The following is a 22441-nucleotide window of genomic DNA, read 5'->3' on the forward strand; positions in this document are numbered from 1 at the left end:
GCTCCGCCCGGTCGCTGGAGGCTTTGTTGTCAGCTGACAACAGCCGCACGATGAACCGAAAATTGCCGTTGCTTGTAGTCAGCGCGCCATTAGGCGTTAACAACTCGTTAACCCTTTAATTCTTGCTCAAATCACAGAATCGTGGCCATCTCTCAAGACGGAAATCAGGCGTCTGACGCGCAGAAACCGTTTTGAGAAAGCAAATGCCGAGCCTAGCGGAACAATCGGTTACCATGAGCGAGACTGCGTCGGCGCGGATCACTCGCCATGCCGGCATTCTTTCCGGCCAGCTTCGCTCGCTCGCTACAACGCTTTTCCCGCCTTCAGCCAGCAAGTCTCTCCGCTCGTTCACCTCAGGGGAGGTTGCGCGAATTGCCCGCGTCTCCGACGGCTACCTTCGACAGCTCTCGCTCGACGGACTCGGACCGACCCCAGCGACCGGACTTGGGGGACGCCGATCGTATACCCTGGCTCAGATTCATGAGTTGCGCGCGTATCTAGCCACGGCGCGGCCCCGAGAAGCGTTGGAATTTCTCCCGCGCCGCCAGCCGGGCGACAAGCTCCAAATTATCACCGTCGCAAACTTCAAGGGCGGGTCCGCCAAGACGACGACGGCATTGTATCTTTCCCAGTACCTTGCCCTTGCCGGCTTCCGGGTCCTTGCGATTGACCTCGATCCGCAAGCGTCGCTCTCCGCGATGTTCGGGTACCAGCCCGAGTTTGATATTGGGGCGAATGAAACTCTCTACGGTGCCATCCGGTATGACGAGCACCGCCGGCCACTGCGCGAGATCGTCCGGCCGACCTACTTTGACGGGATAGGTCTCGTTCCCGGCAATCTCGAGTTGATGGAGTTCGAGCACCACACGCCTCGCGCAATGATCGAGCGGCGTGAACGCGGACACGACCTGTTCTTTCGCCGCGTCGCCAGCGCCATCGACCAGGTTGCCGACGACTACGACGTCGTCGTTATCGACTGCCCACCCCAACTTGGTTACCTGACCATGGGCGCGCTAAACGCGGCCACCGCGATGCTCGTGACCATCCATCCGCAGATGGTCGATGTCGCATCCATGAGCCAATTTCTCCTCATGACGTCGGATCTCATGTCCGTCATCGAGGAAGCCGGCGGGCGACTCGACCACGATTTCATCCGGTACGTCATCACGCGTCACGATCCCAACGACGTGCCCGAAGCCCAAATCGTGGCCCTCCTTCGTAATCTCTTTGGATCGGATGTGCTCCAGGCCACTGTTTGGAAATCGACTGCAATCGCCAATGCTGGCCTCACCAAGCAATCACTTTATGAGCTGGAGCGCGGCGCGGTAGGGCGGGGCGCCTACGACCGCGCGCTGGAATCAGTCGACGCGGTCAATGCCGAAATCGCGCAACTTCTTAAGAAGGTGTGGGGTCGATGAGCAAACGTACTGACACTATCAAGAGCCTTTTCACGGCCCCGCAATCAAGCACGTTGTCAGCTGACAACGTGCCCGCTGCCTTGCCGCGGGTCTCGTCGGGCTCGGTCCGCTCGTTGAAGGATTCTTTTTCCGAAGTCGAGAAGGAGAACGAGGAGCTTCGCGAAAGAATCGCATCTGGGGCTGTGATCCTTGAAATCGACCCTTCGCTTATTGATCCGTCACCCCTGTCCGACCGGTTTCGCGACAACGATGATAGCTCGTTCGAAGCACTCAAACAGTCGATCGCACAGCGTGGCCAAGAGGTGCCCATTCTCGTTCGGGAGCATCCTGAAGCAAAAGGGCGCTATCAGAGCGCGTATGGTCATCGCCGCGTCCGTGCCACGCGCGAATTGGGTATTTCCGTCAAAGCGATCCTGCGATCGCTGTCAGATGAAGCCCTTGTCGTGGCGCAAGGACTCGAGAACGCACCGCGCGAGGATTTAAGTTTCATTGAGCGCGCCAGCTTCGCGATGCATATCGAAGATGCCGGGCATAGCCGGTCAATCGTGCAGGATGCGTTGTCGATCGATCGGGCTGAGGCTTCGAAACTCCTTGCCGTCGCTCGATCGGTTCCACCCGAAGTCGTTCAAGCAATCGGGAAGGCTCCGAAAGTTGGTCGCGGCCGCTGGCAGTCATTTGCTGAATTAATCAAGGATGCCGCGGCACTCAAACGTGTCAGAGCGGCGATCGCTGAACCGAAATTTGCAGAGCGAGAAACCGACGCTCGATTTCTCGCAGCATTCTCAGCAGCAAGCCGTCCATCTCCCGCGGGGACATCGAAGGCACCGGAAGAGAAGCCAGTCTTTTCCGCATCCGGGGACAAGATTGCGCACGTGCGTCAGATCGAGCGCGAATTGAAGCTCACCATCGACAAGAATGTCTCGGCGACATTCGCGGCATTTCTTGTGGAGCAACTCCCGGCCATCTTCGACGCCTTTTCCAAGACGAATGGCGGCCAGGAAACTACCGAGGCCTGACGGCCTCGTCCCGTAAACACGAACCAGGAGCAGACAAGGGAAAAGAAAAAAGGCCCCCGAAACGGAGTTCCGGAAGCCTTCTCTTCAAGTTTGGCGACTGACAGAGAATCACTTTCGCGAATCGCAGTCAAGAGTTTCTACGCGATTTTATCGTCGTTTCGGCGAGCAGGTTTTCTTTGCCCAGCTGAGGCAAAGACATGCAGTCACACTCCCCAACGACGCCCTTTGGGCGGCGATCGCTGACGCTTGCCCACGTGGCAAGCCAGATGGTCGCAACGGAACGTCCTCCCGAAAAGATCGTGCACAAGTGGAAGATCTTCCACGCCATCTGCACGGCACGGCCGCGCCTTGGGGTATCGGAGCGTTCGCTATCGGTATTGAACGCGCTCCTAACCTTCCATCCCGAGACCGCGCTCACCGGGGAGGATGATCTAATTGTCTTCCCCTCGAACCATCAACTCACTCGGCGGGCGCACGGCATGCCGGCATCGACGCTTCGCCGTCACCTTGCTGTGCTGGTCGACGCGGGGCTGATCGTTCGGCGCGACAGTCCGAATGGCAAGCGGTACGCGCGAAAGGACAACGCCGGCGAAATCGAGCTCGCCTTCGGCTTCGATCTGTCGCCGCTGGTCGTGCGGTCAGAGGAGTTCGAGAGCCTGGCGGCCGATATCGAAGCCGAGGCCCGCGCACTCAAGCTTGTACGAGAGCGCATCACGCTGTGCCGGCGCGACATTGCGAAGATGATTGCAACTGGCATCGAGGAAGCCGTCCCGACGCGGAGGGGAGGGCAGGGGCCTGCCGATTGGCAGGTCGTGCACGCCGCCTTCCGCGCGATCGTCGATCAGATTCCGCGCACGGCTACGCGCCAGCAGCTCGAGCCGATCGCCGATGAGCTGTCTCAACTCGCAGACGACGTGCTCAATCTTCTGGAAGCACACATCAAATCCAAGAATCCGAGCGCCAATGAGTCCCATTCTGAGCGCCACATACAGAATTCAAAACCAGAGGACCCTATTGATCTTGAACCTGTCCTTCGAGAAGGCAGGGCGGCGGGAGCTGAGCCCAAATCTCAACCCTCGCGAGTCGGAGAGGGGGCGTATCCGTTAGGAATGGTCCTGAGCGCGTGTCCCGACATCGTCGATTATGCGAAGGGTGGGGTTTCGAACTGGCGCGATTTCCTCGCTACCGCGGCCGTTGTGCGATCGATGCTGGGCATCAGCCCGAGCGCTTGGGAGGAGGCGCAAAAGGTTATGGGCGAGGTGCCCGCAGCCATCGTCGTCGCGTGTATCCTTCAGCGTGGGACGGCGATCAATTCCGCCGGCGGGTATCTGCGCGGTTTGACGCGAAAAGCCGAGGTCGGCGAATTTTCGCTTGGCCCGATCCTGATGGCGCAGATCAATTCTCGCCGGCGAGACAAGCAGCGGGCGTGAGGCGATGAGGCGCCTTCCCAGACCTTGCCTTTTTCGTGTGATCGAACTACCCGCACAGCCCGGCTGCTGCGTGTCGACGCAGAACCGTTCGGAGAGATCGTCATGGCAAAACACCCTCCAATTATCCTCACGCCGTTCTTCCAGCCTCGTGATGAAGGCGCCGCGGAGCAAGGGATGTACGTGGCTGGGTTCGCGGACGAGGAAGGCGAGGCCTGGGGCACGCTGATTCCGTTGGATGCGGAGGCGGTCGAGCGCGCCGTTCTTGGACATCAGTCGTTCACGGTCTGGTGCAACTCCGACGGTCGCATTCAACCGCAGCCGAGCAGCGATAGTCTGTTTGAAGAACTTCTGGAGAAAGGCCAATTGAAGGAGACGCCCCTCGATGAGCTCGTCGCCGAAGCGATCGAGCAGGGCAAGAATGAACCCAATGATGACATCCTCGATATGTTCGAGACCCTACATGAGCGGCTAGTGCGAGCCGAGGGCATGGTCGCTGACGAGATCGCGCGGCGCAGGCGATGACTCCTCGCGCCACGGTCAGCAGGGTTCAGTGCTGTAGGGCCAGCTTGTACTAACGCGAGCACCGCGACCGCGGGCGGCCGACACCCGGACCGGTCAGGACGGTCCGGCGAACACTCGTCGCGGTCGATGAAAACATAGAATACCGACGACCGGGCCGCGCTCCGACTAGTCTTAAGCTTCGCCGGAGCCGGAAAACAGCGCCGTCGGCGGCGTTGCGCGCGGCGGCGGAAGGGTCCGACCGCCCGGGGCTCCCGGTCTGCTCTTGAGATCGTATCGCTGGGCTAGGTCGAGTAGCCGCCGCTTGGTGAACGGGTCCGCGTTCTCCGCCAGATCGCGCGCCCGCTGCGCGAAGCCCCTGAAAAATTCTTCCATGACGCCATCCCCGCAACATCACTGAAAACCGGATTTCAGTGTGAGACGCGCTCCGCGTCAAGCGGTCTGGTGCATGCGGACAATTTTCGTCGATCTACTTGTGCTCGCCGCGCACGGGGAACTAAGCTGGTCCCGGCAGGCAAAAACCATGACTCCGCTCTACTTCAGCCGGAAGCTGTGCCCGAAGTGCGGTAAGCCGTTGAGGGCCGTGCTCGACGACGTCGCGCCCGGCCGGCCGCGCTACGTCTGCCTGGTCTGCGAGGACGATCCGCTGCGCGATCCCGCCGCCCGGAAGTGGGCGGAAAGCCCGCTGCGACCGCCGGCCAAATAGTGTTCGAGTTGAAATCGAGCCCGGCAACCGGATTGCTGCAGAGGCCGATTGTGCTCACAGCCCTCTCCAACGCTGTGGCCTTGCAACCCGAACGCCCAACTTCGTTCCATCGCGCGTGCCGGCGGAATCGTCCCTGACTCGGGAGGCCGGCATGTCCAGCGACGCTAGCATCTGTTTCACGCCTCGCAGGGCGTGTCGGTCGCATGGATGCGGAGGGCGGGGTTGCTTCCAGATGGCGAGTACGTCGCCAGCCTTGTTATCGATCCTGCGATGGCGAGTTCGACAGGTGCGCCGACGTTGCTGACAGCGACGGTTTCCATTGCGGGTGATGACGCGGCGCTTAGGTGGACTGCTTAAGGTGAGCCGCGTTTTGCTGCCACGCCCGTTGCCTGAGATCCGAATGGCCGAACGGATTCGGGCCGCCTGTCTTCATTCCATGTGTTTTCGCGATGGGCGCACCCATCTGCGTCCTCGATAGAGGCTGGTCTGACCGAAGGGCGATCCCGCTTCGCGGGCTCTCGATCTTGTCCCTGCAACGTCCGTCCTCGACTTTCTTCCCCTGGCGCTGCGCACCATTCCTCGCGGTCCAAGAAAGTCGCTGCCGGCCGCCCTCCATTTCATTTCGGCCCTGTGGGTGCAGGTCGATCGCCTCCGGTCTCACGACCGCCATCGAGGTCGCGATAGGCGCGGCCCGAGAAAACCAAGGGTATGAGACAATGGCTACCATCGGCACCTTCACCTCCACGGGCAATGGCTTCTCTGGCGCTATCAAGACGCTCAACCTCAACGTCAAGGCCAAGCTGATCCGCGTCGACAACCCATCCGACAAGGGACCGCACTTCCGCATCTACTCTGGCAACGTCGAGTTGGGCGCCGCCTGGCAGAAGACCGCCAAGGACACCGAGCGCGACTACCTCTCCGTCAAGCTGGACGATCCGAGCTTCCCGGCTCCGATCTACGCCACCCTGATCGAAGTCGAAGGTGCAGAGGGCGTCCAGCTGATCTGGTCTAGGCCGAACCGGGACTGAAGCTCCAGCCAGCGGGCTCCGCCGCAAGGCGGGACCCGCTTCCCTTCTACCGGAGATGCGATCATGACCGTCGACACCATTGAAGAATTGCGCGCTGAGCTGCGCGAATGCGTGTTCATGCCAGCGGAGCGCAAGGCGCTCGAGGTCGAACTGGCCGAACTCATCCGCCAACGCGACGAAGCGCTCGCAGCCGAGGAGGGGGCATGAGCCCCCTCGTTTTGCATCTTACGATGCACCGTCGTTAGGGATCGTTCCTCCGTTGAGACTATCCTTGATGGCTTTGGCGGGCGTAAAAGTCAGCTTCCTGGAAGCTGCGATCGCAATCGTTGCGCCGGTCGACGGATTGCGGCCCTCACGAGCGGGGCTATCCTTGACCTTGAACTTGCCGAACCCGGGAAGGCTCGTCTCGGCTCCGCTCACGGCAGCATCAGCGATCGCCTTGAAAACGCTATCGACGATGGTTTTCGCCTGAGCCTTTGTCAGGTCGTTCTCGGCTGCGATCTTTTCGGCGATCTCATTGGCAGTTGTCATGGGACGAGCTCCGTCTTGTTTCGATTTTGCTCGTCTGACACCAACGCCGTGGAACAGATAGAGCCGGCATAACAGGCAGAGCCGCAATCCCCGAAAACTGTCAGACTATGACAGGTTTCCGTCCGCGACAGCGTAACCGCGCCTTCGCTTGGCACGCTCCAGCCGTTCGAACGCTTCGACCGCCTTCGCACTGCCATCGAAGGTCTGCACCATGATCTTGCCACTCGTGCCGATCCGGCCCCAATTGCGGATCAGCGACATTTCTCCGAACAAGGTGGGCTGCGTGGACAGCGCGTAGAACCGCCGCATATTGCGTGCGGCATCGATGCGGCGCAGATGAAGCGGTTCCGGTTCGGGTTTCGGCACGGACAGATTCTCGCTTCCGAGGGAAGCGGCGTCCAATGAGTTTTATGAATCGACCGGGCAGATCGATTCATTTTATCGATAGGTCCATTGCGCCGGAAAATGCCGCGGCCCGTCCTATTGCCGGATTGATTCTCTCCTCAATGGAGACGTCGCCATCGGGACGCGCGCGTCGCAATGCCTAGCTTGCAATTGCGCAGTCCTGATCACACAGCCGCCCGCAAGAGATCGGCTTCTAATTCAAAGGTTCCTACGGTTCTCATAGCCTTGCCTGCTTGGGCGAGCCCCTTCGGGGACGGCTCTACTCGCGCCGCCGCGGCGACGCTCCCGGAGCCCACAGGCGGTCTCCGCGCATTCGCGTGACGATCCTCTCGCGATCTCGTCGCAGAGCGCCCAGCAACGAGCACGATTCCCGTGTCGCGCGCCATGGAAAACTGCCCCCTCGGCGTCATGAGGAATTGCCCCCTCCTTGGATAGCCGAGGAGAGAGCGAATGAACGAGGAACGAATCACGGAAGGCTCATCGTGGAGTGATCCACGGGGGCAGGTGATGAAGACGCCGGATGACGTGGCGGAGATGTTGCGCCTGAGGGCGTGCGGGTGGGGTCTGAAGCGGATTGCGCGCGAGCTGGGCTGCAGCCATCACACGGTAAAGGACTACGTGGCGGCGGGCGGCGTGAAGCCGTTCAAATCGCCTGAGCGGCCGAAACGGCTTGATGGCCTTGAGGGTTGGCTGCGCGAGAGGCTCATTCGGCATCGCGGCAATGCCGACGTGGTGCGCCAGGACCTGTTGGCCGAGAAAGGCGTGGCGGTCAGCCGGCGAACGCTGCAACGCGCCGTGCAGCCCTATCGCCAGGCGCTGAAGGCCGAGGCGCTGGCGACGACGCGGTTCGAGACGCCCCCGGGCCGGCAGCTGCAGATCGATTTTGGCGAGCGTCTGGTCGAGATCGGCGGGGTGAAGATCAAAGCATTCGTGTTCGTGGCGACGCTGGGGCATTCGCGACGGCTCCATGTGCGTGCGTTCCGGGCCGAGAAGCAAGAGCACTGGTTCGCCGGGCTCGAGAGCACGTTCACGACCTTCAGCGGCGTGCCGGAGGAAGTGCTGATGGACAATCCACGCGCGCTTGTCGTGCGCCATGACGCGGTGAGCCGGTCGGTTCAGTTCAACGACAAGCTGATAGCCTTCGCAAAACATTGGGGCTTCCGTCCTCGCGCGTGCGCGCCATATCGGGCGCGCACGAAGGGCAAGACGGAGAACGGCGTCGGCTACGTGAAGAAGAACGCGATCGCCGGTCATTCCTTCCCTAGTTGGGAAGCATTCGAGGCGCATCTCGACAGGTGGGAGCGTGAGGTTGCGAACGTTCGTATCCACGGCACGACCGGCGAGGCCCCGATCATCCGCTTCGCGCGTGACGAAATACATCGGTTGAAGCCGCTCGGCGGGCTGCCGTCGTTCGGATCCTTGCGTGAACTGACCCGCGTCGTCGGCAATGATTGCGCCGTCGAGATTGATACGAACAGCTACTCGGTGCCGTGGCGCCTTATTGGCGAGCGCGTAGCGGTAACGATCGCGGCCGGCGAGGTGCGGATCCGCCATGGCGTGCACCAGGTCGCGGTTCACGAGCAATCGAAGGGGCGCCGGCTGCGGATCGTCGATCCGGTTCATCTCGACGGTGTTGCCGGGCGCAATGGCGCGGTCCGCCGGCCGGAGACTGCAGCGGCGGTGCCGGGATCGTCTCCACCGCATTCGTTGTTGCGTCCGCTTACCGAATATGAAGCCGTGATCGGGGGAAGCTTCTGATGACGCGCGCAAAGAAGGCAACCGAAGCACCGACCGATCCGCTCGATGCCATGCTGGCGCGATTGCAGCTCTCCGGCATCCGCGACCAGCTCGACAGCCTGCTCGACGAGGCGGCGCGCGCGAACCTGTCGGCGCGTGAGACGCTGATCTTGCTGTGCGAACGTGAGATCGCGCGCAAGGATCATCGCCGCATCGATATGGCGCTGAAGCTTGCACACTTCCCGGCCGTGAAGGAGCTCGCAGGCTTCGACTTCGAGGCGCAGCCCTCGATTGATCCCAAGCAGATCCGCGACCTTGCCGCATCACGTTGGATCGCTAACGGAGAGAACGTGCTGTTGCTCGGGCCGCCCGGAGTCGGCAAGACGCACTTGTCGATCGCGCTGGGGCGAGAGGCGATCCTGGCCGGGTACACGGTGCAGTTCACCACGGCGACGACACTGGTCGCAGGCCTTGCCAAGGCGCATGGCGAACGGCGTCTGGATGAGAAACTGCTCGCGCTGTCGAAGCCAAAGCTGCTGATCGTCGACGAGCTCGGCTACCTGCCGCTGGAACCTGACGCGGCGCATCTGTTCTTCCAACTGGTCAGTCGGCGCTATGAAACTGGCGCCATGCTGATCACCTCGAACCGCAGTGTTGCCGAATGGGGCACCGTGTTCGCCGATCCCGTGGTCGCCACCGCGATCCTCGACCGGCTCTTGCACCACAGCCACGTGCTGACGATCCGCGGCGACAGCTACCGGCTCCGAGCCAAGCGCAAGAGCGGTCTCATCAAAACGCCGACCGCCGGTGACGGCCCTCCGGTCGGCTCCGCCTCCCTCCGGCCCGTCACCGGCGGAAACAACCTTCAACCGAGATCATAATCCCGATGGTGGGGGCAGTTCTTCATGACGCAAAGGGGGCAGTTCCGGATGGCGTTTGACATCCCGTCTCGCTTCGCTAGAAAATCCCTCGATGGCTATGGCTGACCTGACTCTTCTGGCAGGGGATTCGCCGGATGAATTCCGGGATCGTTCCGGTGATCGGATTCGCAACCGCTGTTGGTTCAAACCAACATCCGCCACGACATGTTGGACGAGGAAATGCCGCCCGTGCCGTTAGACCCATTTGGGACCTTAAGATGAAGACCATTGTCATCAACAATCAAAAGGGCGGGGTCGGCAAGACGACGCTTGCTGTGCATTTGGCCTGGTTCATGGCGGAAGCGGATCTCCGCGTTCTCGTGATCGACGTTGATGCGCAGAGCAATGCGTCGGATACGTTGAGGCACTACGCCGGTTCAACGTTAGCCGCGGATCTGTTCAAGCCGGGGATACGGGTCGCACCTCGGGAAGACGAGTCCCTAACGCTCGCGCCGGCCGATAGCTCGCTGACTGATCTAGATCGCAGCAATGTGGCCGCCATAACGACTCTGCAAGAGAACCTCGCTATCGCGTCGGATCAGTTCGATGCCTGCGTTATCGACACGCCGCCATCACTTGGACTGCGCAGTGTCGGCTGCTTGGTTGCGGCCTCGCATGTGCTGGCCCCTATCTATCTCGAGGACTATTCGATCAAGGGCGTCAAAGGTCTGATGCAGACCGTGATTGGCGTGCAGAGACGCTATGGCCGCCAGGATACGAAGTTCCTCGGGTTGCTGCCTTCTAACTTCAACACGAAATCGCCCCGTCAAAGGACCCATCTTGAGCAACTCTTGCGCGAGGCGGGCAAATATGTGTTCCCGGGCCAGATCGTTGCAAGGGACGGCTATGCTGAGGCCGTTGCGGAACGCCTGCCGGTCTGGAAGCTGAAGCGCCGCTCTGCGCAGGAGGCGGGTCGGGAAATCCGCGATGTTCTCGCCAAAATCGTCGCGCAGATGGACGAGCCGGCACATGGCGCTTGATCTCAGCTTTAAGCAGCTCATCGACGCCGCGGAAGATGGTGCCGCCACAATCGGACAACCGACTTGCATCGCCATCGACCGTATTGACGAAGATCCGGACCAGCCTCGTCGCAGTTTCGACCAACAGAAGCTCGAGGAGCTTGCGGAATCAGTCCGTCAGCATGGCGTGCTGCAACCGATCGTGCTGAGGCAAGCGACCGAGGAAGGCCGGTACGTGATCGTCATGGGTGCGAGGCGGTATCGTGCCGCTAAGCGCGCCGGGCTCCGTGACATCCCGGCTTTCATTCATGCGGTCGGTTCTGCGGATCGTTATGTCCAGATGATCGAGAATATCCAGCGCGATGACCTCAATGCCCCCGAAATCGCGGCATTCATCGCGGACCGTTTGGAGCAGGGTGACAACCAAGCTGACATTTCGCGCAAGCTCGGCAAGCCGAGGGATTGGGTGTCTCGCTACGCGTCGGTCCAGAGCATGCCGCAGTTCCTCCGATCGAAGCTTGCCGGCTCATCAATCCGTGCTGTGTATGAACTCTACCAGGCTTGGCGCGAACAGCCCAACGCCATCGAGACTTTATGCGCAGCACAGGAGAGCTTCACCGACGCCCACGCCCGTCAACTGGCTCGCAAAATTCGCACCGAGGTCCGCGGTTCCCATGCTGACGGCGAGGGGCCCCCTGGAGATCAACCACCGCGAAGTCCGGTCGGAACGCAAGCGGCATTGCGACCCATAGAGACAGACCGTGTAGCGGCGATCGCTGAAGAGCGTCCCAGCTCTTCGGGCGATCGGGCCGCGCGAATGAGCACATCACTAACGATCAGAGTGCGTCACCAAGGTCGCACTGGCCGTCTTCTGGTCGATCGACTCGCGTTTCAAGGCTCGCGGCACGCAGTGCTGTTGGTTGATGGCGCAAAAGAAGCGGAAGAGGTTCCTGCATCGACCATCACAATCGAAGAGATCCTTTTCGCATGAAGCGGGCCCTGGACAGCCTCCTCAGAAAAATTGCTGCCGTTGGTGCGCCGGCGCAGCGGATTTCCCATCCGAAGGATGGCGCGCTAGCGCAGCAGCCGGAGGCCGAACGCGCCCCCCACAGCGCTGTAGAGAGGCCGCAGGCTGCTGGAAAGCCGCGGTCCACATATTCGGTGCCAATGTTGCCGATCTGCGCGCACGGCGTTCGTGGTGAGCAAGCATCGGGGCTGACAGCTGCGTCATTCCCGATGGAATTCTTGTCCGCATCGATCGTCGGCTGGCTTGGATCTCAGCTGCAGCAACTGCCGAGCTTTGAATGCCAAGCTCGTTGGTTTGAACCAACATGGCGGGGGTGGAGAGATCTACGTTTTCTAGTGCAGGATAGGCTTCGCGCCAGCGATGTATTACATCGCGATTGGGATTGGAGTGCATGGCTCTGATCTCGCTTCGCGTCCCCGACGAAGTCGCGGCGCAGTTCTCAGTTCTTGCCGCTACCCAGGGCGGCAAGTCCGCGCTGCTGCGGCGTCTCATTGCTGATGCCCTAGCTGCGCCGGCGCCGCGCATCTTGGCGTTGCCGGTCGGACGGCCGGAGAAGGTGACGGTGCGATTTCGCGAGAGCGAGATGCGGCAGCTCGCGGAAGTTTCACATCAGCGTGGAATGACGCGAACCGGCTGGATCGTCGCGCTGGTGCGTTCGCGATTGGGGTCACCAGTGCAGCATTCCCCGGGCGAGCATGAGGCACTTCGCGCGATCGTTCGCGAGCTCAACCGGATCGGCGGCAACATCAACCAAATCGCGCGTGCCGCAAATACCAGTGTGCTGCAGGGCAGGGCGGTTGAGCCCGATCTGTCCGCAATTCAAGAGGCCAAATTGGTCATCGAAACAGAGCTCGCGCAACTGCGTAATGCGCTGCACGGCAACGCAGATTATTGGGATGGGTGGCGATGAGCCGGCGCTACTCGCCGCGGCCGACCGGCCTGGCCTCCGAACTTCCGCCGATCTCCTATGTCTGGGAAACGCCCAATCGGCGCCCGCGACGGGCCGAGTGGGATATCCCCGATCCGGCCGCCCCCGGCCGCCTGACGCCGGCGATGCGTGCAAAGCTCGAACGCATCGTGCGCCGAGCACCAGAGGTGATGGTCAAGATCACCGGTCGCACCAAAAGCGTGGCTCATCTCAAGTCGCACCTTGCCTACATCACGCGAAACGGCGAGCTCGACGCGGAGACAGAGCAGGGTTCGACGTTGGCGGGTCGTTCCGGATTGAAAGATCTGCAGCAACGCTGGGAGGACGATGCCGGTCTCGACGACAAGCGCCGGCGTGATGCATCGCTTTCGGTCAACATCATCCTGTCGATGCCGGCTGGCACCGACGCCGTCGCAGTCAAGGATTCAGCTCGGGCATTTGCTATCGAGACGTTCGGGGGCAATCGCGACTACGTCTTCGTCCAGCACCTCGACGATAAGCATCCCCACGTCCATTTGACCGTTCGGTCACTGGGCCATGACGGCAAGCGCCTCAACCCGCGTAAGGCCGATCTTCAGGCCTGGCGGGAGCGGTTTGCTGGCGAACTCCGGCTTCGCGGGATCGCGGCGGAGGCAACGCCGCGGCGAACACGCGGACGGGTTCGAAAGGGCGATCGCGGCGCGGTGCTGGCCTTGCGGAAGCGAAAGATTGCGCCGGAGGTCGATCGGCTGGCGCGGGAGGAAGTTCTCCGTGAGGTGAGGGGAGGCAAGCCGACGGAACGACCTTGGGACGCCCGGATCCGATTACGTCAGGACGCAATCCGGCAGCGGTATCTCGACTTCGCGGCTGAGCTGCAGCGCTCTGGGACGGCGCGCGATGACGCGCTCGCGCGACAGATCCGTCAATTCGTCAACGACATGCCTCCCGTCGAAACCCGTCAGCATGCGCTGAAGAACGAGCTTTCGGAACTTGCCAATTCCCGCCGCCGCGGCGCGGAGAAGGGCGACCAGCGCGACGAAACACGAGGCGAAGAGCGGACGAGATAGGCATCATCCCAGGCTTGAACCGGATATTCTCGGGCTAGATATGATCTCCCACCTATCGAAGCGCCTCCGCTGCGGACCGGCCGCTGTTCGCGTTCGCCGGCATTTGGACTGAATACAGAGGCGACCGGGGCACCAAGTCCAAGCCGCTGCCCGGTCCGCATCTGGTCTACGGCTTTCTAACAACGACGCCGAATGCGGTTATCGAGCCGATCCACCCCAAAGCCATGCCGGTGATCCTCACCACCGATGAGGAGCACGATGTCTGGATGCGAGCGCCATGGGCTGAAGCGAAGGGCCTGCAGCGGCCGTTGCCTGATGTGGGTTTGAAGATCGTGATGCGCGGCGCGGAAAAGGAAGACAACGGATTATGAACGTTCGATCTGCGCTTGGAATGTCGTCTCTGCGAGAGCCTTTACCGCGTCGGCGTCCTTCTGGGTTTTGAAGCACCGTTGGTCGTTGATTTGGACTGAATCAATGTTCAACTTCTTGGCGGCTGCAGCGACGATCGATGGCCAAGCTCCATCCCAGTAGGGACCAACCTTGCGCCGATTCCTCCGTCGGGTGGGGACCTTGAACTGGAAGGGTTCAAGATATTTAGCGGTAGTTTCAGCGATATGTCTGCGTGCGGCATCATCGGCCGGATCGTCACCAAATAAAACACGCTTTGAATAGCTCATTGAGGCTCTGCCTGCTCAGGACTCTGCGCGATTGAGACGTACCCGACCGTAAGCCGCAGTCGCAGCCCGCATCGGCGCCCGCGCTACTTATCCGACGTACGTCCGCTCGGAAATCGCGCTACGGGAGGGCAACTAGCTCGGCGAGTTTGGCTGCAACTTCCGCCATCGAATCTTCTGCGGTGTCGAGGCCCGTTCGCGAGGCAAGCATAGGGCTGACGTTCCGGAGAGCTTCATACGTCGTCTGGTGGACAACGGGAACGAGACGTGCACCGGCGAGCAGCACAGAAAGCTCCTTGTCGGCGATGCTCTCGTTTGGGAGGCGTTGCAGCAAGGCAGGGGTCACCAATACGATCCCAATCCGCGAGTTCGCCAGGCCCTTGTCGATAGCGCGCATCAAGGGCACGCCGAGGCCAACGTCCTTTTCGCTGAACCATACCTTGACGCCTCGTGCCTCAAGCAGATCGTGCAATTGTTTGGCCGGGCCCTGCCGGTCGTCCCATGCATGGCAAAGAAACATATCTCGAAGATCAAGGGACGCTTGCTTCTCAACGGCCTCGCGGACTGGGGTGAGCTCGCGCACCTCGGTCGGCGTGTACAGCACGGATGAACCGGGTCGCGACCATCTAGCCCTTACGCGACTGCCATACCCACCGCCGCTGCTTCGGCCGCCACCACTGCTGCCCGACGAGGAGTAGGGGGGTGACGAGTAGGACGAGGTGTAAGACGGGTACGACCTGAAGCCGCCGCCGTAGCTGCGAGAGCGACCACCACATGCGGGGCACTCCGCAGCCGCGCTTGCCGTGCGATGGCCCCTTACTGGTGCTGTGCATCTGGACACGTCGCTGCCTCCTACTTGCTCTTGACGATCTGGGACAGCGACGTGCCGCCCATGCGCTCGCGCAAGGTGTCGAGGCGCATGTCGCTACGGACGCCGGGGGCGAAGTCGGGGCCGTAGGTCTTGCGCAAGGTGCCCACCAGGGTGTCACCCCGTTTCTGACGAATTTCGCCATCCTGGTCGCGGCAGCGATCATCCAGGCCGTTATTGCAGTGTTTGGTCATCAAGACTGATCCTTTCTATCACCGACACCGAGTCGACGATTCTGTACAATTATATCTGTACAGTTTACATGTCGTCAACTGGCGTGGTACAAAATCGTCTGATAGCCGGCGCGGCCTCAAACCGCGCCGTTACGATTCGACGAGGAACTGAATGGCGCTGGCTTCAAAAATCAAAGAACTTCGGCTCAAAAAAAAGAAGTCACTTCAAGATGTTGCGGACGACGTCGGTGCATCCAAGGCCCACATTTGGGATTTGGAGACGGGCAAAAGCAGCAATCCATCCATCGAGCTTCTGACCAAGCTGGCGAAATGCTTCGAGGTCAGCGTCGCCGAGCTGATCGGCGAGAACCCGGCCGGCGAGGATGCCGATCCGCAAGTCGTGGCCATGTACCGGGAATTGAACGAACTGAGCGCTGCCGACCGTCAGGCCATACAGGCCATGATGGATCACCTGAAGAATCGGAAACCCAAGGGGTAGCCATGAAGATCTCGCGGATGGATTTGGCTGACACGGGCTCGCCGATGGGCCTCGTCACCAAGATTCTGTCCGTCGAGAAAGACCTGCCGATACCGGTGCCGATTGAAGAGCTAGCCAAGCAACTGGATATCGAGAAGATCGCGCCGCTTGAGACCGAGGGCTTTGAGGGTGGGCTTGTGACCGACGACGCCCGCTCGACCGGCTTCATCCTAGTCAACCGTGCGGCGCCTTCCGGGCGCCGCAGATTCACCATCGGGCATGAGCTGGGGCACTTCTTGATTGTGTCTCATAAGCCGGTTGAAGCCGGCAAATTCCTTTGCTCGCGGGCCGATATGGCCAAGTGGTCAACTGACCAAGGCGACCGCTATGTGCGCATGGAGGCGGAAGCGAACGAGTTCTCCGGCCTCCTGCTGATCCCGCCGCCCGCGTTGCGGAGGTTCATCCCGAAGGGTGATCCGACGCTTGCGCACATCCCTCTGGTCGCGAAACATTTCGATGTCAGCAAGGAGGCGGCCGCCCGCGCATACGCTCGGTATCACCACGAGAAGCTCGCTATCGTCGTGATCAAGGATGGCATCGTCCGCCGTGCTCACAAGGGACCAACATTCCCGTGGATTTCAGTGGCCTACGGCAAGCCCGTACCGCGCGCGTCCAGCTTTTATAAGAAGGACCTGCGCCAACGCGTCGCCAGCGAGGTATCGTCGATCGTTCCCGAGCATTGGGTCGACCTCAAGCAGGGGCAGCGGGCAGAACTCTTCGAGCAGGTTTATCCTCAGCAAGACGGGTATGCGCTGCTTATGCTCTGGCTCGAAATCGAGGAGGACGAAGAGGCGGACGATGACAGGACGTCGGCACAACGTTTCAGGGATCAGCAAGCGCGCTGGCGCTAGTCGTACAAGCGCATCTGCGATTTGCGACGGTCACCTTGGGTTTCGCAGGAACTTAGCCGGCCGGCTGGTACAGTCTCGGAAACCATCGATCGACAACGGCCGTTGGGAACCCCAGCTTGACTGGTGATCGCGTGGTTGGCGACACAAGATAACCCTTCTCAATAAGCACATTGAGGACCGTTCGCGCTTGGCGTTCTTCATATCCCGTAAGCGCTGGTGCATTGCCTCGCGCGTATTCACCAGCCATCACCGCTTCACGCAGCAGGGGCCAAGAACCCTTTGGAAGGCGTTTTGCACGCGTTTCCTCTTCGGTCCAGATCTCCATGCGTCTCAACAGTTCTTCCGGCTCCAGGAGCGCGGCCATAAAGTCGATTTGATCGACACACGTCGTCAGAAAGAATGTGCAGAAACCGATAAGCCCCGCCATCGTTAGGTTGCCTCGACCATCAAGGTCACCTCTCCGTGGTTCATCTGCCGCTTGCAGGTTAGCTTTGTAATCGTTGACGCGTCGCGCGAGTCCTCGCGAAACGGCCCAAAGTTCGGAGCCGACATCCAACTCCCGTAAGAGCGCGTGCGAGAACAGCCGAGTCACGCGGCCGTTGCCGTCTAGAAACGGGTGAATCCAGGCTAAGCGATGGTGAGACGCTGCAACGCCGATAATCTTACGTAGTCGCGAAAGGTGCTTCGACGAGTAGCCTTCGGCAAACCGCTGCAAGAACGCCGGGAGGTCTCCCGGTGGCGGCGGTATGTGGAGTCCTACCTTGACGTGGTCCTTCCGAAGTTCGCCGGGGACGATTCTAATCTTTTCTTTGGTGGTGGTGGGGTGGTCGACGACGAGCAGCTCTTCCGGCAGGCGCTCGCAAAAGTTTTTGTGCGTCCAGACGATGAAATCGACGGACAGCGCAGGCGAGGGGGCCTCACCGCGATCGATCATGCGTTGCACTTCGATGTGCGCGCGCGCTTCCAATTGCAGATTGCGACGCTCAGGCTCGTTGGCAAGGTCGTTGTTGAGTGCCCGATCAATGTCGATGGGCAACGTGTTGTGGCCCTCGATGAGGTTCGAGTAATAGCAGTTCATCGAACGCACCAGGTCCCCCACCGAGGCCCGCAAAACCGGGTGTAGCCGTCCGGCCAACGTATTGGCCTTAGCCAACAGATCGGTCGCTAAATCTTCAAGTTCCTGCCGATCCTCGGGCAGGAGGGGTTCCATCGCTGAGACGTCCATATTTGCCGCTTTCTTTGCCGGTAAATACTAGAGCAGAATCAAGCGTTAAAGGAATAGTCGGTGCCCATGCTTTGCCGCTTTTATTGCCGGTTTGATCAGCAGAATTTCTCAACGCATTCCCATAAATACAGCTGTCGATTGCAGAAACCTGGGGATTTCCGCACGCGGTAGTTGCGAGGTGAGCTTTTGTTCTATAATTGTTCTTTCAATGGGAGGGGGGAACAATGCCCGTAAAGGTCTTTATTTCGCATAAGAAGGAAGACACTGAGCAGGCGGCGGCCATTGCAGCGTATCTTAAGAGCAATGGTCTTTTCGTCTATCTGGATGTCATCGACAGCCAGCTCGCCAAAACCGGTCCTGATCTCGCCGATTATATACGCGGGCAGTTGGATCAGTGCACCCAGCTCCTTGCGGTCATAAGCGCACGTACCCAGGCATCCTGGTGGGTACCTTGGGAAATCGGGGTAGCGACGGAGAAAGAGCGATTTCTCGCTTCATTCGTATCCGGCGGGGCGACGGTGCCGGAATTTTTGGTGAAGTGGCCCTACCTGCGGACCCAGGCCGACCTGGATAAATACATCGCTGAATCGAGGCGAGCGGAATTGCTGGTCGAGAGCCGGCTTCAGAAGGGGCAGGGAGCCACGGCCCGTGCCCAAGGCTTCCGGTCGTTCCACACGTCCCTGAAGGCTTCCCTTGGCCAACCATAATCAAGCTTGAGCATTGGAGAAATTTCATGGCTAACCCAAAAGTTATTTTTGTTGCCTTTGCCATTGAGGATGAAAAGCAGCGCGACCTGCTGAAGGGCCAGTCGCTTCATCCGCGCGCGCCGTACGAGTTCATCGACATGTCGGTGAAGGAGGCATACGACAGCGGCTGGAAAGATAAGGTGCGGACTCGGATTCGCCGATCTGACGGCGTCATCGTTCTTGTGAGCAAGAACTCCACCAACTCGACCGGCCAAAAATGGGAAATTGCCTGTGCCAAGGAAGAGGGCAAGAAGGTCCGTGGTATCTGGGCCTATAGCAATGACCGTACCGAGATCCAAGGCGTGACGACCTACGCCTGGAGCGACGCCAACATCAGCAATTTCATTGACTCACTCTGAGCTCTCCATGCGCAAGGCGCTTATCGTCGGCATCGACTACTACCAGGATCTCACGTCGCTGAGCGGCTGCGTCAAAGATGCGGAAGCCGTTGCGAACATGCTTTGTCGCAATGCTGATGAGACGACGAACTTCAAGACGCCGAAGGTTTTGACCGCTACCGGCGTGCAAGATTTGGTGACCCGGCGGACTCTTCGGGACTCTATCGAGGCGCTGTTCGCGGACGATTCCGAAATCGTCTTGCTGTACTTTGCTGGTCACGGCTACGTCGATGCGACCGGCGGTTTCCTTTGCGCGAGTGACTGCCGTGACGGTGACGATGGCTTAGCGCTCAGCGACGTCATGACGTTCGCAAAGGAATCAAAGGCCAAGAACAAGATCATCATTCTCGACAGCTGCCACGGAGGAATCGCCGGGAACAGGCCAGGCAAGGGCAGCCTCGCCGAGATCGGCGAGGGAATGACGTTGCTGACGGCCTCTACCGAAGATCAATATTCCTACGAAGGAGGCAACGGCGCACCGGGTGTCTTCACCAATCTGCTGGTGGACGCTCTGAACGGCGCCGCGGCTAACTTGGTCGGCGACGTAACGCCTGGCAGCGTCTATGCGCACATCGACCAATCGCTGGGACCTTGGGGCGGCCAGAGGCCCGTATTCAAGACTAACGTGAAGTCATTTGTCTCCCTCCGCAAAGCCGCCCCACCCATTGCGCTCGAAGAGTTGCTGCAATTGGCCAAGCACTTTCCGAAGCCGGGGTTCAAATTCCCGCTCGATCCATCTTACGAGCCGGAAAGGTCTCAGGAGCAGCGCGACGATACAAGCATTCCTCCACCAGATCCTGCGAAGAATGTCATTTTTAAAATGCTGCAGAACTACGTCAGAGTGAATTTAGTTCGTCCCGTGGGCGCTCCCCACATGTGGCACGCCGCGATGGAAAGCAAATCGTGCGAGCTAACTGTATTGGGCGAGCATTATCGCCGGCTGGTCGCGGATAAGCTAATCTGAGGCATGCAGATGTCCAAGACGCCAAACGATCAAGCCTTCGACTCCCTCGTGGAAGAGCTAGCGGCGATTGAGCACAAGCGCTGGGCTCACTGGCAAAAATACCTGCACGAAAAGGGCCAGCGGCAATCTGATGGATCGGTTCTGCTGCCGGCGGATCTCGTAGCTCGCTGGGACCGGCAGATCGATACGTCGTATGACGCTCTTCCCGAAGAGGAGAAGGACAGCGATCGTGAGCAAGTGCGTAAGTATTTTCCACTTCTTAAGCGGTGGCTGGAACACTTTGCAGGGGCGGGTGAAAAATAATGTCGGATGCGTTCAAGACCTTTCGTGACCCTCTCCTTTCTCTTTATCAATCGGCCGTTACCGAGGTTGCCAATAAGGTCGACGGCCAGAATAGGGCCGTTGCCAAAAGCCGGTTTGGCGTGCAGCGATCCATGTCCAGCACGCTGCAGGACATCGCCGTCGATATCGCCGAGCGCGAATATAACCTGTCGGTAGGCGATGCTGTCCCCACGCTAGACGGTAACCCGACGGCCTGCGAGCTATCCAAGGGAGGCATGGCCAAGGTCTGTGCCGAATGGGCGCTACGTTATATGAAGGCCCAGGCACTCGGAGACACGCTTGCCGTTCAGCAGCTGCAAGATGAATTCAAGGCCGGGACTTGCGATCCCGCCTGGCTCACTACTTTTGAAGCATACGGCAGTTACTTTAAGGACGGGAAGCGAAAAGCGACCCCCTATATTCGGGCAGCCGATGTCGGGCCGAAAACGATTGAGATCAAGGCTAACGCGCGCGTTGGTCTAATCGGGGATTGGGGAACCGGTGCAGCGCCCGCAATGGAAGTTCTGCGTTGCATCGCTGAAGAGCGCACCGACGTCGTCGTACATCTCGGCGATATCTACTACTCGGGCACTCCTGCTGAATGCCAGGCAAATTTTCTGAACCCGGTCAATGCCGTTCTGCGTAAGGACAGGGCTCTCCCAGTATATTCGTTGTCGGGCAACCATGACATGTATTGCGGTGGCGTCGGCTTTTACGACCTCATTACGAAGCTCAACCCCGCGCCCCTGACACAGCCGGCCAGTTTCTTCTGCCTCCGGTCGGCAGATGAGAAATGGCAGTTTCTGGCGATGGATACCGGCCTGCATGACGATAACCCCGCGACTGTCGCCGGCGCGCTGACTTACATCGAAGAAGACGAACTGGCTTGGCACTGCGACCGCATCCGTGAGTTTAACGGCCGAACCATACTGCTCTCTCACCATCAGCTATTTTCTGCTTTTTCGTCGATCGGGGGTGGCGATAGCCAAGGTAAGAGGTCTGCGGTTAATCCGCTGCTGCTAAAGGCTTTCAAGAAATTGACAGAAACCAAGCCGGTTGCAGCGTGGTTCTGGGGGCATGAACATACGCTTAGCGTCTATAAGCCGTTTGCCGGCCTTGAACGCGGTCGCTGCGTTGGCCACAGCGCTGTTCCTGTATCAGTCATTGACGAGATATATAAGCCGCTCTCAGATCTCAACGACGCGCCAGCACTGCTAGACGAGTCCAGGTTGGGAACACGAGGCGGAGTCTACAATCATGGCTACGCGCTTTTGAGTATTGAAGCCGACCTATGCAAAGCCGACTATTATCAAACCACGGCCAAAGGCCGCGATCTGCTGTTTAGCGAAGCGTTTCGCTAGCTCTAGACTTGCACCGAAAGCTGTACGACAGCGCGAGCCAGCTCGACGCTAGCTGGTCGCTGGCTTCTCCGAGATCATCAGAGAGAACGCCGTGATCTCCTCAAGGTGGGGGAATTCGTCCGTCTCCCGGCCCCACCAGCTCTGCGCATCTTTGTAAAAGATGTGCAGGAATTTGTGGTAGCGATCGTAGAACTCGGACATGTTCAGTTTCGGCCGCTTGATCCCCGCATGCGCGACCGCGATATTCCTGGCGCGACGAAACTCTTCAGGCAAGGTTGGAGGAATGCTCTCGGGAAATGCGCTGATGTGATTTTCCCAACTGGGGGCCGTGCCGTCCAAGATCGCGTCCCGCCTCTTCCGCAATGACCTGTGCAGAAAGCTCGCGATGTACTTGTCGGCATCGACGGCCTGCAACGTGCTGGCGTCATGCCGTTCACGGGCAATGGCGCAAAGTGCGAATTCATAAAGGTGATGAACGAATCTCGCGTAGGCATCATAGGCCTTGTAAGCTCGCCGCCGATCCTGCCCTTGCACAATCAGCTCTTCGCCGGCCGAGGCAAACTGCTTGAATGCCTCGTCGCAGCGCAGAAATTCGTGCTTGAGGGCTATGCAGAGCGCCTTGTCGGTCTCGTCGCCGAGGGTGAATTTCATC

At 59.9% G+C, this 22441-nt stretch carries 28 protein-coding genes and 1 pseudogene; 21 read left to right on the plus strand and 8 right to left on the minus strand.

Translation table 11 applies throughout. The features are described from left to right. Nucleotides 1-203: 203 nt before the first annotated feature. The 4 genes from repA (at nt 204) to BBTA_RS36915 (ending at nt 4386) form a co-directional block, all read left to right on the plus strand. Nucleotides 204-1418, plus strand: coding sequence for a plasmid partitioning protein RepA (gene repA, locus BBTA_RS36900; RefSeq protein WP_041751841.1), 1215 nt, complete (start codon nt 204-206; stop codon nt 1416-1418). Continuing rightward, the gene (repB, locus tag BBTA_RS36905) at nt 1415-2434 is read left to right on the plus strand and encodes a plasmid partitioning protein RepB (protein WP_041751792.1); all 1020 of its coding nucleotides are present in this window, start codon (nt 1415-1417) and stop codon (nt 2432-2434) included. The genes repA and repB overlap by 4 nt, the downstream gene beginning before the upstream one ends. Nucleotides 2435-2631: 197 nt before the next feature. Beyond that, nucleotides 2632-3864, plus strand: a complete 1233-nt coding sequence (repC, locus tag BBTA_RS36910) for a plasmid replication protein RepC (RefSeq protein ID WP_011930891.1) — start codon at nt 2632-2634, stop codon at nt 3862-3864. Nucleotides 3865-3966: 102 nt separating this feature from the next. Then, complete coding sequence (locus BBTA_RS36915; protein WP_148221661.1) at nt 3967-4386, plus strand: hypothetical protein; 420 nt, start codon at nt 3967-3969, stop codon at nt 4384-4386. A 171-nt stretch (nt 4387-4557) separates the two neighbouring features. Here BBTA_RS36915 and BBTA_RS36920 read toward each other — a convergent pair whose 3' ends face one another. Further along, nucleotides 4558-4758, minus strand: a complete 201-nt coding sequence (locus BBTA_RS36920; RefSeq protein ID WP_011930893.1) for a hypothetical protein — start codon at nt 4756-4758, stop codon at nt 4558-4560. Between the two features lie 148 nt (nt 4759-4906). On the opposite strand from BBTA_RS36920, the gene BBTA_RS40495 reads away from it, so the two are divergent. The 3 genes from BBTA_RS40495 to BBTA_RS41045 all read left to right on the plus strand — a co-directional run bounded on the left by BBTA_RS40495 (nt 4907) and on the right by BBTA_RS41045 (nt 6324). Further along, complete coding sequence (locus BBTA_RS40495) at nt 4907-5089, plus strand: hypothetical protein (RefSeq protein ID WP_041751793.1); 183 nt, start codon at nt 4907-4909, stop codon at nt 5087-5089. 716 nt (nt 5090-5805) lie between these two features. After that, the gene (locus BBTA_RS36935; protein WP_041751795.1) at nt 5806-6117 is read left to right on the plus strand and encodes a DUF736 domain-containing protein; all 312 of its coding nucleotides are present in this window, start codon (nt 5806-5808) and stop codon (nt 6115-6117) included. A gap of 63 nt (nt 6118-6180) precedes the next feature. Beyond that, nucleotides 6181-6324: a hypothetical protein gene (locus BBTA_RS41045; protein ID WP_011930896.1), complete on the plus strand. Its 144-nt coding sequence runs from the start codon at nt 6181-6183 to the stop codon at nt 6322-6324. An 18-nt stretch (nt 6325-6342) separates the two neighbouring features. Here BBTA_RS41045 and BBTA_RS36940 read toward each other — a convergent pair whose 3' ends face one another. Then, complete coding sequence (locus tag BBTA_RS36940) at nt 6343-6648, minus strand: HU family DNA-binding protein (protein WP_041751796.1); 306 nt, start codon at nt 6646-6648, stop codon at nt 6343-6345. 105 nt (nt 6649-6753) lie between these two features. Then, a complete protein-coding gene (locus BBTA_RS36945; RefSeq protein ID WP_041751842.1) occupies nt 6754-7014 on the minus strand; it encodes a WGR domain-containing protein in 261 nt (86 codons plus the stop codon). A 489-nt stretch (nt 7015-7503) separates the two neighbouring features. Here BBTA_RS36945 and istA point away from each other — a divergent pair, with 489 nt between their 5' ends. The 7 genes and pseudogenes from istA to BBTA_RS36980 form a co-directional block, all read left to right on the plus strand. Next, nucleotides 7504-8811 (plus strand): IS21 family transposase, encoded by a 1308-nt coding sequence (istA, locus tag BBTA_RS36950; RefSeq protein ID WP_011930970.1) that lies wholly within the window; start codon nt 7504-7506, stop codon nt 8809-8811. Then, nucleotides 8811-9671: an IS21-like element helper ATPase IstB gene (gene istB / locus BBTA_RS36955; protein ID WP_011930901.1), complete on the plus strand. Its 861-nt coding sequence runs from the start codon at nt 8811-8813 to the stop codon at nt 9669-9671. The genes istA and istB overlap by 1 nt, the downstream gene beginning before the upstream one ends. Nucleotides 9672-9928: 257 nt before the next feature. Next, nucleotides 9929-10690, plus strand: a complete 762-nt coding sequence (locus BBTA_RS36960; protein ID WP_041751797.1) for a ParA family protein — start codon at nt 9929-9931, stop codon at nt 10688-10690. Beyond that, on the plus strand, nt 10680-11660 hold the full coding sequence (locus BBTA_RS36965; protein ID WP_041751798.1) for a ParB/RepB/Spo0J family partition protein: 981 nt from the start codon (nt 10680-10682) through the stop codon (nt 11658-11660). Before BBTA_RS36960 ends, BBTA_RS36965 begins: the two co-directional genes overlap by 11 nt. A 427-nt stretch (nt 11661-12087) precedes the next feature. Next, nucleotides 12088-12606, plus strand: coding sequence for a plasmid mobilization relaxosome protein MobC (gene mobC / locus BBTA_RS36970; protein ID WP_041751799.1), 519 nt, complete (start codon nt 12088-12090; stop codon nt 12604-12606). Then, nucleotides 12603-13670 (plus strand): relaxase/mobilization nuclease domain-containing protein, encoded by a 1068-nt coding sequence (locus BBTA_RS36975; protein ID WP_244424512.1) that lies wholly within the window; start codon nt 12603-12605, stop codon nt 13668-13670. Before mobC ends, BBTA_RS36975 begins: the two co-directional genes overlap by 4 nt. A 62-nt stretch (nt 13671-13732) precedes the next feature. Next, nucleotides 13733-14041 (plus strand): annotated as a pseudogene (locus BBTA_RS36980) (SOS response-associated peptidase family protein); the annotation flags it as partial. Here the strand turns inward: BBTA_RS36980 and BBTA_RS40505 are convergent. The 3 genes from BBTA_RS40505 to BBTA_RS36990 form a co-directional block, all read right to left on the minus strand. Beyond that, entirely contained in the window at nt 14036-14347 is a 312-nt protein-coding gene (locus tag BBTA_RS40505) for a hypothetical protein (protein ID WP_148221663.1), read from the minus strand. The pseudogene BBTA_RS36980 and the gene BBTA_RS40505 sit on opposite strands and share 6 nt — an antisense overlap. Nucleotides 14348-14465: 118 nt before the next feature. Then, nucleotides 14466-15185 carry a toll/interleukin-1 receptor domain-containing protein gene (locus BBTA_RS36985; RefSeq protein WP_011930907.1) on the minus strand — a complete coding sequence of 240 codons (720 nt, stop codon included), beginning with the start codon at nt 15183-15185 and terminating at the stop codon, nt 14466-14468. Between the two features lie 11 nt (nt 15186-15196). Beyond that, nucleotides 15197-15406, minus strand: a complete 210-nt coding sequence (locus BBTA_RS36990; RefSeq protein ID WP_011930908.1) for a hypothetical protein — start codon at nt 15404-15406, stop codon at nt 15197-15199. Nucleotides 15407-15557: 151 nt separating this feature from the next. On the opposite strand from BBTA_RS36990, the gene BBTA_RS36995 reads away from it, so the two are divergent. Both BBTA_RS36995 and BBTA_RS37000 read left to right on the plus strand, forming a co-directional pair. Continuing rightward, nucleotides 15558-15884 carry a helix-turn-helix domain-containing protein gene (locus BBTA_RS36995; RefSeq protein WP_011930909.1) on the plus strand — a complete coding sequence of 109 codons (327 nt, stop codon included), beginning with the start codon at nt 15558-15560 and terminating at the stop codon, nt 15882-15884. A 2-nt stretch (nt 15885-15886) separates the two neighbouring features. Beyond that, entirely contained in the window at nt 15887-16774 is an 888-nt protein-coding gene (locus tag BBTA_RS37000; protein WP_011930910.1) for an ImmA/IrrE family metallo-endopeptidase, read from the plus strand. Nucleotides 16775-16826: 52 nt separating this feature from the next. Here the strand turns inward: BBTA_RS37000 and BBTA_RS37005 are convergent, their stop codons facing one another. Continuing rightward, on the minus strand, nt 16827-17984 hold the full coding sequence (locus BBTA_RS37005; RefSeq protein ID WP_041751846.1) for a Fic family protein: 1158 nt from the start codon (nt 17982-17984) through the stop codon (nt 16827-16829). A 239-nt stretch (nt 17985-18223) separates the two neighbouring features. Here BBTA_RS37005 and BBTA_RS37010 point away from each other — a divergent pair, with 239 nt between their 5' ends. The 5 genes from BBTA_RS37010 to BBTA_RS37030 are packed head-to-tail and all read left to right on the plus strand — an operon-like array spanning nt 18224 to nt 21789. After that, nucleotides 18224-18706 (plus strand): toll/interleukin-1 receptor domain-containing protein, encoded by a 483-nt coding sequence (locus tag BBTA_RS37010; protein WP_041751800.1) that lies wholly within the window; start codon nt 18224-18226, stop codon nt 18704-18706. Nucleotides 18707-18732: 26 nt separating this feature from the next. Further along, complete coding sequence (locus tag BBTA_RS37015) at nt 18733-19104, plus strand: TIR domain-containing protein (protein WP_011930913.1); 372 nt, start codon at nt 18733-18735, stop codon at nt 19102-19104. A 7-nt stretch (nt 19105-19111) separates the two neighbouring features. Further along, complete coding sequence (locus tag BBTA_RS37020) at nt 19112-20107, plus strand: caspase family protein (RefSeq protein WP_011930914.1); 996 nt, start codon at nt 19112-19114, stop codon at nt 20105-20107. Nucleotides 20108-20110: 3 nt separating this feature from the next. After that, nucleotides 20111-20410 carry a hypothetical protein gene (locus BBTA_RS37025; protein WP_011930915.1) on the plus strand — a complete coding sequence of 100 codons (300 nt, stop codon included), beginning with the start codon at nt 20111-20113 and terminating at the stop codon, nt 20408-20410. Further along, on the plus strand, nt 20410-21789 hold the full coding sequence (locus tag BBTA_RS37030; RefSeq protein WP_011930916.1) for a metallophosphoesterase: 1380 nt from the start codon (nt 20410-20412) through the stop codon (nt 21787-21789). The genes BBTA_RS37025 and BBTA_RS37030 overlap by 1 nt, the downstream gene beginning before the upstream one ends. A gap of 48 nt (nt 21790-21837) precedes the next feature. Here BBTA_RS37030 and BBTA_RS37035 read toward each other — a convergent pair whose 3' ends face one another. After that, a complete protein-coding gene (locus BBTA_RS37035) occupies nt 21838-22440 on the minus strand; it encodes a hypothetical protein (RefSeq protein WP_011930917.1) in 603 nt (200 codons plus the stop codon). Nucleotide 22441 lies beyond the last annotated feature (1 nt).

Origin of the sequence: Bradyrhizobium sp. BTAi1 (genome assembly GCF_000015165.1) — a bacterium.
In the GTDB taxonomy this organism is placed as follows: Bacteria; Pseudomonadota; Alphaproteobacteria; order Rhizobiales; family Xanthobacteraceae; genus Bradyrhizobium; species Bradyrhizobium denitrificans.